Consider the following 9028-nt stretch of genomic DNA (forward strand, 5'->3'; position numbering starts at 1 on the left):
TCCGTTATTACTTAATTGTAGTTGCAATAACGGGGCGGACCATACATTTTTGTATTGGAGTCTAGCTTTTTGACCTCGCTTTTATCTACCAAACTAAGTGTCCGCAAATCTAAGCATTCGTAAAAAGTTTGGTTTTCGCTATCAGACATAGAACCATGGATGTGATATTGATAGGCACAACATTATAAGACGACATCAGTGGAGAGTTTGCATGTCACAACCTTTTTCAATTGCCATTCATGGTGGTGCAGGAACCATCTTACGAGAGCAAATGAGCGATGAATTAAAAACGGGTATTACCGAGGCTTTGGAAAAGTCAGTTTTAGCGGGCTATCAAGTACTGCAATCGGGCGGTGATGCTCTGGATGCGGTGGTGGCATCGGTTAAAGTGATGGAAGACAGCCCGCATTTTAATGCAGGTAAAGGTTCGGTTCTGACTCATGATGAATTTGTTGAGATGGATGCTTCTGTTATGCACGGCTGTGAAATGGATGCGGGTGCGATTGCTGGTGTCCGTCATATCAAAAACCCGATTGAACTTGCGCGTGATGTGATGCTGAAAAGCGATCATGTGTTGTTGATTGGTGAAGGCGCTGAGAAGTTCGCCTTTGAGCATGAGTACACCTTCACCGAGCAGGATTACTTCTTTACTGAGCGTCGCTACGACCAGCTTCTATCAATGAAAGAGAAAGGCATCTTTGCTTTGTCGGAAGCAAAATACGACGAGCAGCAAGCCGAGAAATACCCTGACGACAAAAAATACGGAACAGTTGGCGCGGTGGCGTTAGACCAAGCGGGTAACCTAGCAGCTGCGACAAGCACTGGCGGTGTGACTAATAAGAAATATGGTCGTGTCGGTGATTCACCAATCATTGGCGCAGGTACCATTGCCGAGAATGGTAACGTTGCGGTTTCCACTACCGGAATGGGCGAGTTCTTCTTAAGAAAGATGGTTGCCAGTGATGTAGCAGCACGAATGCGTTATCTCAAAGAAGACGTGCATACTGCTTGTGAACACATCATCCAAGGTGAACTGAAAACCATGGGTGGCGAAGGTGGCTTGATAGCGATTGATGGCCAAGGTGATATTCACTTTGGTATGAACAGCTCAGGGATGTATCGCGCGAGTGTTGATACTAACGGTTGTGTGGAAGTGAAAATTTATGCTGATGACTAAGCTTTTATGGGCTTAACTAGCTTTAGTTGAATTAGCGAAGATTAAACAAACAAAAGGGCGACAGATAAGCATCTGTCGCCCTTTTAGTTTTCTATGTCCCGTCCTGAAATGAGTTTACACATCGAGGGCGAGAGACTAGCGATATGCGTCGCTAGAATCAGTTGGTTATTTTGAACCGCACTTAATAGTGTGGAGGTGGCGTCTCTTCTGATGCGTCAGCTAGATTAGAGCCGTCCATATTTTTCACTTTGCCAACCACGAACTTCATCTGGTCTTGCATTCTCGTGATCAACATTTGTTGTTGGCTAAGCGCTTCATTGAGTTCTTCAATGGTCTGTTCTTGGAAAGCTAGCTGACACTCTAGGTCATTTACGCGGCTTTCTAGTTGTTCAACTCGCTTTTCTGTCATCGTTCTTAATCCACATTCCAAGCTTGGGCAATGCCCGCAGAGGTGCCCGATATCACACGGTTCTTTTCATCAAAGGCTGCATCATACACTACCGCACGGGGAGGGCGAGCATCTTTTAGTGGCTCAGCATCGTGACGAGAAATTCGCTTGCCATCTTGAGTATTCCACACACTCACTTGGCTTGATGGCGTACCTGTCACCAACATACTGCCGTCATCAGAAAAACGCGCACTTGAGAAAATCAACTGTCGAGACCAACTCTGTAATTGCGTTTGAGGTTCACCCGTTTCTAGATCCCAAATCATGGCTTGGTTGCCGCCATCGGAAGTAAAAGCCAATTCTCCATCCCGTTGTAGTGCAACTCGTACTACTCTTTGTTCATGCTCGAAGGTACGTAACACCAAGCCTGATTCGGTATCCCAAAGGTAAGCTTTGTAGTCGTTACCGCCTGATAATGCGTATCGCCCATTGGATGAAAGGGACACTGAATTCACTTTTTCTCGGTGAGCGAGGAACTCCAGACGGCGTCCGGTGACTAAGTCCACATAGATGGCTTTGCCATTAGAAAGGCCAAGTAAGACTTTTTCACCATTGCTAGAGATATCGACATCGCGAATCAAGCCATCGGAAATAGACCAAAGCCCCTCAGCTTGAGTCCAAGATAAGTCCCAGACGGCGAAGTTCAACTGACTTGCGGTAATCGCAAAGCGGCCATTGTCCGAGATACGGATACGCGATACTTGGTTTTCAGATTGGTCTTGGGGGCCAAGTTGAGCGAGTTCTTTGTTTTGATCTAAATCCCAGAGCAGTAAGTGTTTTTTCTGAGAGTAGAGTAGAGCGAAGCGTCCATCTCTGCTTAGGGCAAAGCTGGTGGCACCATTGGGTTCAATTTCCCAACGCTGCTCATCATCTTGGAAGAAAAAGCAACCATTTAACAAGGTGATGACAATTGTACATAGCAATGAGTGGAAAAATATTCGCATCACATCTAATAATCCGGTTTGTGTCGAAAGACATATGACTAGTATATTGTTATAACTAACGTATTCACACCAATCTAATCATTAGATTTGTGCACAATAACCAATGGCTTGGCCATTAATTGGAGAATTCAATGAAATCAGTTTTAAAAGTATCACTGCTTGCCGCGACGGTAATGCTAGCAGTTGGTTGTCAGAAAGAAGAACCAAAGGCAGAAGCTCCACAGGTAGAAGAAGTTAAAGTTGAAGCAGTAAACTTTAAAACAGAAGATGACAAAGCGGCTTACGCAATCGGTGTATCTTTCGCTAACTACCTAAGCACAAGCATTGATAAGCCAAGCGAGCTAGGTATTAACCTAGACAAAGATATGGTTCTTCAAGGTATCGAAGACGTATTCGCAGAGAAAACAGCACTGAACGAAGAAGAAACTCGCGCAGCTCTTGAAGCTCTAGACAAGCGTGTTGCTGAAACGATGCAAGCACAAGCGGCAGAGAAGTCTGCAGAAGTGAAGAAAGCCGGTGATGATTTCCGCGCTGAGTTCGCTAAAACTGAAGGTGTTAAGCAAACTGAATCTGGTCTACTTTACCAAGTAATGACTGCGGGTGAAGGTGCTTCTCCAAAAGACACAGATACCGTTCAAGTACACTACAAAGGTACGCTAACAGACGGTACTCAGTTCGACAGCTCTTACGATCGTGGCGAACCAGCAACATTCCCACTAAACCGCGTAATCCCAGGCTGGACTGAAGGCGTACAACTGATGCAAGTTGGTTCTAAGTACAAGTTTGTGATCCCGCCAGAGCTAGCATACGGTGAGCAAGACACACCGACTATCCCAGCTAACTCAACGCTAGTATTCGAAGTAGAACTACTAAACATCGATAACGCTGAAGCAGCTCCTGCACAGTAATATCGGTTAAAAGCCTCGTACTACAATACGTTGATTGAATAAAAAGCCTAACTTTGAGTTAGGCTTTTTTTATGATTTGAAGATGAGTATTTGATTTTTAAACTTGTTCTAAATCACTAGTTGCAATGTTAGCTAGGTGTGCAATTAAAATTTTCTGATAAACTTACATAAATTTGTTGATTTTTCACACGAAGGTAAGGAATAAGTGACTACTACAGAAACAGTCAATGCAGATGTGTTACTTGAAATGGAATCAGTCCACGTTATGCCATTCAGTGAACACGATAAAATCATTCTAAGATCTTATGAGGCCGTTGTTGACGGTATTGCGAGCCTTATTGGTCCGTTTTGTGAAATCGTTTTACACTCTTTAGAAGACCTCAATACTTCTGCGATTAAAATTGCCAACGGCGAAAATACAGGTCGTCAGGTTGGTTCGCCGATCACCGATCTTGCATTAAAGATGCTGAAAGATATTGAAGGTTCTAAGCGTAACTTCTCACGTTCATACTTTACTCGTGCTAAAGGCGGAGTATTGATGAAGTCGATCACGGTTGCTATCCGCAATGGTGAAGACCGAGTGATTGGCTTGTTGTGTATTAACGTCAACCTAGATGCGCCATTCTCACAAGTACTGCAATCGTTCATGCCTACGCAAGACGCAGACGAAGCTGCATCATCGGTTAACTTTGCTAGTGACGTTGAAGAACTTGTCGACCAAACGGTTGAACGCACCATTGAAGAAATTAACGCTGACAAATCGGTATCGAACAATACTAAGAACCGTCAGATCGTGATGGAGCTGTACGACAAAGGTATTTTCGATATTAAAGACGCGATCAACCGCGTTGCTGAGCGACTGAACATCTCTAAGCACACCGTGTACCTATACATCCGCCAACGTAAAACAGAGGATGAAGAGGGTTGCTAAGCTATACACTCCTAGTTAATGGGCCTGTCTACGGCTCACAGTCAGCAAGAAGTGCTTACCAGTTTGCCGTGGCTCTGATTAAACAGGGCTACAAACTTCACAGTGTGTTCTTCTATCAAGATGGCGTCAGTAACGGCTCAGACCTTACCGTACCGGCCAACGATGAATTTGACTTGGCTTCAGCTTGGCAAAGGCTGGCTGATGAACACAATGTTAGCCTTGAAACCTGTGTAGCTGCCGCGTTAAGACGCGGAGTGATTAGCTCTGAAGAAGCAGAGCAACATCAACTCAGTGCCTCTAACCTAGCTCCTGGATTCACTCAGGCCGGATTAGGGAGCTTATCAGAAGCGCTACTAACGCAAGATAGGGTTGTGCAGTTTTGAGAAAGTTAGCCTTTATATTTAACAGTTTCCCTCATACGACCGCTGCGGGTAGAGAAGGGTTAGATGCATTACTTGCTGCGTCCGCATACAGTGAAGACATCGCCGTGTTCTTTGTTGGTGATGGCGTGACACAGCTTCTCAAAGCGCAGCAGCCCGACGAAACATTATCGCGTGACTACATCTCTGCATTCAAACTTATGGACCTGTACGACATCGAACAGGTGCATGTGTGTCAGCGTAGCCTGAGTCAGTTTGGTCTTTCAGCAGAAAACCTGCTAATCGATGTGACCACCGTTGAAGCCGACGAGTTAACTCAGAAGTTAGCTCAGTGCCAACAGATACTGACTTTCTAGGGGACGCTATGCTTCATATCGTAAAATCAGTCGACAAACTTAAACTTGCATTAACCTATTCTCAGCCACAGGATCAGTTTCTTTTGGTGGAAGATGCGGTGTATGTTTGCCTTCCAAATCATGAGTTATTTACTCAAATCTGCGCAGTAGAGCAGGTATCGGTCTTAAAACCAGATCTCGATAGCCGAGGTTTACAACTACTTGTCTCAAGTACCATTGATCAAGTTGACTTCGATGGCTTCGTTAAACTGACGGTTTTAAACGACAAATCAGTGACTTGGTAACCGTGTTTTATCAGTTTGGTTAAAATTAGACCATCCTGAGCTCTAGACGGCTAAAAAAGATCTGTATATTTCTTGACACACCTCCCACTGCTGAATAGAATTTTGCGTCCCTAATTACGACTTGTGATTAGGGATAGATTTTTCACAAAGCTTACTTTCAAGTAAATTTCAGGAGCTAGTTAATGGCAACTATTAACCAGTTGGTTCGCAAGCCTCGTGTAAAGCAAGTTGTTAAAAGCAACGTGCCTGCACTAGAAGCGTGCCCACAAAAACGTGGTGTATGTACTCGTGTTTACACTACTACACCTAAAAAACCTAACTCGGCACTACGTAAAGTATGTCGTGTACGTCTAACCAACGGTTTCGAAGTAACTTCGTACATCGGTGGTGAAGGTCACAACCTTCAAGAGCACAGTGTTGTACTAATCCGTGGCGGTCGTGTAAAAGACCTTCCGGGTGTTCGTTACCACACTGTTCGCGGCGCGCTAGACTGTGCTGGCGTTAACGACCGTAAACAAGGTCGTTCTAAGTACGGTGTGAAACGTCCTAAGTCTTAATGCATTTTCTTTTTTAAAAGAAAGCGTTAAGTAAGGCCAAACACTATTTTATTTATTATTCTGAAAAGTTTTGGAAAAAACCTGAAGAAGACAACGGAGAATATCCATGCCACGTCGTCGCGTAATAGGTCAGCGTAAGATCCTTCCAGATCCTAAGTTCAAATCTGAATTGCTGGCAAAATTCGTTAACATCCTTATGGTTGACGGAAAGAAATCTACTGCAGAGAAAATCGTTTACACTGCACTAGATTCAATGGCTGAGAAGTCTGGTAAAGACCACTTAGCTGTATTTGAAGAAGCTCTTGAAAATGTTCGCCCAGCGGTAGAAGTTAAATCTCGCCGTGTAGGTGGTTCAACTTACCAAGTACCTGTAGAAGTTCGTCCGGTTCGCCGTAACGCTCTTGCTATGCGTTGGGTAGTTGAAGCTGCGCGTAAGCGTGGTGAAAAATCTATGGCTCAACGCCTAGCTGCTGAAATGCTAGACGCGTCTGAGAACAAAGGTACTGCGGTTAAGAAACGTGAAGACGTTCACCGCATGGCTGACGCAAACAAAGCGTTCGCACATTACCGTTGGTAATACCTTTTTAGTGCTGCAAGGTTCCTTGCGGCACTTCTTTAGTTCCTATGCTTATGCTAGGAACTATTGCTATTTCTAGGGCAAGCAATTTTTAGCGAAGCATCGCTTTTAATGCATAATCTAGACATAGCAATAGTCCCTAAGTCTCTAATAAGAGGATTCAACCGTGGCTCGTAAAACTCCTATAGAGCAATATCGTAATATCGGTATCGTTGCTCACGTAGATGCAGGTAAAACAACCACAAGTGAACGTATTCTGTTCTATACCGGCCTTTCTCACAAAATCGGCGAAGTTCACGATGGTGCAGCAACCATGGACTGGATGGAGCAAGAGCAAGAGCGCGGTATTACGATCACTTCAGCAGCAACCACTACGTTTTGGCGTGGTATGGAAGCTCAGTTTTCGGACCACCGTATCAACATCATTGACACTCCTGGACACGTTGACTTCACAATCGAAGTAGAACGTTCTCTGCGTGTACTTGATGGTGCAGTTGTTGTGTTCTGTGGCTCCTCTGGTGTTGAACCTCAGTCAGAGACAGTATGGCGTCAAGCTGATAAGTACCAAGTTCCACGTATGGTTTTCGTTAATAAAATGGACCGTACCGGCGCAGATTTCTTGCGCGTAGTTGAACAGATCAAGGACCGCCTAGGCGCAACTCCTGTTCCAATTCAACTGAACATTGGTGCTGAAGAAAACTTCCAAGGCGTTGTCGATCTTATCAAGATGAAGGCAATTAACTGGAACGAAGCTGACCAAGGCATGACTTTCACGTACGAAGATATTCCTGCAGACATGCAAGAAATGGCTGAAGAATATCGCACAGAACTTGTTGAAGCTGCTGCAGAAGCAAATGAAGAGCTGATGGATAAGTACCTTGAAGAAGGTGAACTAACAGAAGCTGAAATCAAACAAGGTCTTCGTACTCGTACCCTTAATAATGAAATCGTACTTGCTACTTGTGGTAGTGCATTCAAAAACAAAGGTGTACAAGCTGTTCTAGATGCAGTTGTTGATTTCCTTCCTTCTCCAGTCGATGTACCTGCAATTAAAGGTATCGATGAAGACGAGAATGAAGTAGAGCGTCACGCGGACGACAAAGAACCGTTCTCAGCGCTAGCATTTAAGATTGCAACAGACCCATTCGTTGGTACTTTAACTTTCATCCGTGTTTACTCTGGTGTTGTAGAAAGCGGTAAAACTGCTTACAACTCTGTGAAGAAACAACGTGAGCGTTTAGGCCGCATTGTTCAAATGCACTCAAACAAACGTGAAGAAGTAAAAGAAGTACGAGCAGGTGACATCGCAGCCATCATTGGCCTGAAAGATGTGACCACTGGTGAAACGCTATGTGACCAGAACCATAAGATTGTTCTTGAGCGCATGGAATTCCCAGACCCAGTTATTCAGATCGTTGTAGAGCCAAGTTCTCAAGCTGATCAAGATAAAATGACTATCGCGCTAGGTAAACTAGCAGCGGAAGACCCATCATTCCGCGTTGATATGGATGCGGAAACTGGCCAGACTCTGATTTCTGGTATGGGTGAACTACACTTAGATATCATCGTTGACCGTATGAAGCGTGAATTTAGCGTGAACTGCAACGTTGGTAACCCGCAAGTGGCTTATCGTGAGACTATTCGTGGTACAGCGAAAGCGGAAGGTAAATTTATCCGTGAACATGGTGGTAAAGGTCAGTACGGTCATGTATGGCTTAAACTGGAACCATCAGAAGCTGGAGAAGGCTTTGTCTTTGCGGATGAAATTGCCAATGGTATCGTACCAAAAGAGTTTATCGCTTCAGTTGCTAAAGGCGTTGAAGAGCAGATGAACAATGGTGTACTTGCTGGCTATCCAGTTTTGGATATCAAAGCTACACTATATGATGGTTCTTACCATGAAACAGATTCAAGTGAGATGGCGTTTACAATCGCTGCCTCTATGGCTTTCAGAGCGGGTGCACTTGAAGCGCAACCGATTCTGCTTGAGCCTATGATGAAAGTTGAAGTAACTACTCCAGAAGACTGGATGGGTGACGTTGTTGGCGATATTAACCGTCGTCGCGGCATCATCGAAGGTATGGACGAGGGGACAGCTGGCCTGAAGATAATTCGTGCACAAGTTCCGTTGTCTGTCATGTTCGGTTACGCAACTGATTTACGTTCTGCGACACAAGGTCGTGCTTCTTACTCTATGGAGTTTAGTGAGTACGCTGAAGTGCCTAACAATGTTGCAAAAGCAATCATTGCAGAGCGTGGTTAAACAAAAGGAAGGCATTTTTTTTCATTTTTTGAAAGAACAATGCGTCCAAATATTGCGCTAACGAGAGTTGGCGCATAAAATAGCAATTTCTGGCGCGTCTCGCTCAATAATGAACGTGGCGAATCATAACTAGGAAGGAACACGATTGTGTCTAAAGAAAAATTTGAACGTACGAAACCGCACGTAAACGTTGGTACTATCGG

Annotated in this window: 11 protein-coding genes; 9 read left to right on the forward strand and 2 right to left on the reverse strand. The window is 44.5% G+C overall.

Annotated features, from left to right (window positions below; all coding sequences use genetic code 11):
- Positions 1–211 precede the first annotated feature (211 nt).
- Entirely contained in the window at positions 212–1177 is a 966-nt protein-coding gene (locus OQJ75_RS22165) for an isoaspartyl peptidase/L-asparaginase family protein (RefSeq protein WP_265974946.1), read from the forward strand.
- Positions 1178–1358: 181 nt separating this feature from the next.
- Here the strand turns inward: OQJ75_RS22165 and OQJ75_RS22170 are convergent, their stop codons facing one another.
- Together OQJ75_RS22170 and OQJ75_RS22175 are read right to left on the reverse strand one after the other, a co-directional pair.
- The gene (locus OQJ75_RS22170; protein WP_009848930.1) at positions 1359–1586 is read right to left on the reverse strand and encodes a SlyX family protein; all 228 of its coding nucleotides are present in this window, start codon (positions 1584–1586) and stop codon (positions 1359–1361) included.
- 5 nt (positions 1587–1591) lie between these two features.
- Positions 1592–2569, reverse strand: coding sequence for a WD40 repeat domain-containing protein (locus OQJ75_RS22175; RefSeq protein ID WP_265974947.1), 978 nt, complete (start codon positions 2567–2569; stop codon positions 1592–1594).
- 131 nt (positions 2570–2700) lie between these two features.
- On the opposite strand from OQJ75_RS22175, the gene fkpA reads away from it, so the two are divergent.
- From fkpA to fusA, 8 genes are all read left to right on the forward strand, one after another.
- On the forward strand, positions 2701–3477 hold the full coding sequence (fkpA, locus tag OQJ75_RS22180; RefSeq protein WP_017061105.1) for an FKBP-type peptidyl-prolyl cis-trans isomerase: 777 nt from the start codon (positions 2701–2703) through the stop codon (positions 3475–3477).
- 205 nt (positions 3478–3682) lie between these two features.
- Positions 3683–4408: a helix-turn-helix transcriptional regulator gene (locus tag OQJ75_RS22185; RefSeq protein WP_004729851.1), complete on the forward strand. Its 726-nt coding sequence runs from the start codon at positions 3683–3685 to the stop codon at positions 4406–4408.
- A complete protein-coding gene (tusD, locus tag OQJ75_RS22190; RefSeq protein WP_248373066.1) occupies positions 4402–4791 on the forward strand; it encodes a sulfurtransferase complex subunit TusD in 390 nt (129 codons plus the stop codon). The genes OQJ75_RS22185 and tusD overlap by 7 nt, the downstream gene beginning before the upstream one ends.
- Positions 4788–5144 (forward strand): sulfurtransferase complex subunit TusC, encoded by a 357-nt coding sequence (tusC, locus tag OQJ75_RS22195; RefSeq protein WP_265974945.1) that lies wholly within the window; start codon positions 4788–4790, stop codon positions 5142–5144. Before tusD ends, tusC begins: the two co-directional genes overlap by 4 nt.
- Positions 5145–5152: 8 nt before the next feature.
- A complete protein-coding gene (gene tusB, locus OQJ75_RS22200; RefSeq protein ID WP_016790847.1) occupies positions 5153–5428 on the forward strand; it encodes a sulfurtransferase complex subunit TusB in 276 nt (91 codons plus the stop codon).
- A 182-nt stretch (positions 5429–5610) separates the two neighbouring features.
- Positions 5611–5985, forward strand: a complete 375-nt coding sequence (gene rpsL / locus OQJ75_RS22205; RefSeq protein ID WP_004737194.1) for a 30S ribosomal protein S12 — start codon at positions 5611–5613, stop codon at positions 5983–5985.
- Between the two features lie 106 nt (positions 5986–6091).
- Positions 6092–6562 (forward strand): 30S ribosomal protein S7, encoded by a 471-nt coding sequence (gene rpsG, locus OQJ75_RS22210; protein ID WP_010435163.1) that lies wholly within the window; start codon positions 6092–6094, stop codon positions 6560–6562.
- A gap of 166 nt (positions 6563–6728) precedes the next feature.
- A complete protein-coding gene (fusA, locus tag OQJ75_RS22215; protein WP_265974944.1) occupies positions 6729–8825 on the forward strand; it encodes an elongation factor G in 2097 nt (698 codons plus the stop codon).
- Positions 8826–9028 lie beyond the last annotated feature (203 nt).

This window comes from Vibrio sp. 14G-20 (assembly GCF_026241515.1).
GTDB lineage: Bacteria > Pseudomonadota > Gammaproteobacteria > Enterobacterales > Vibrionaceae > Vibrio.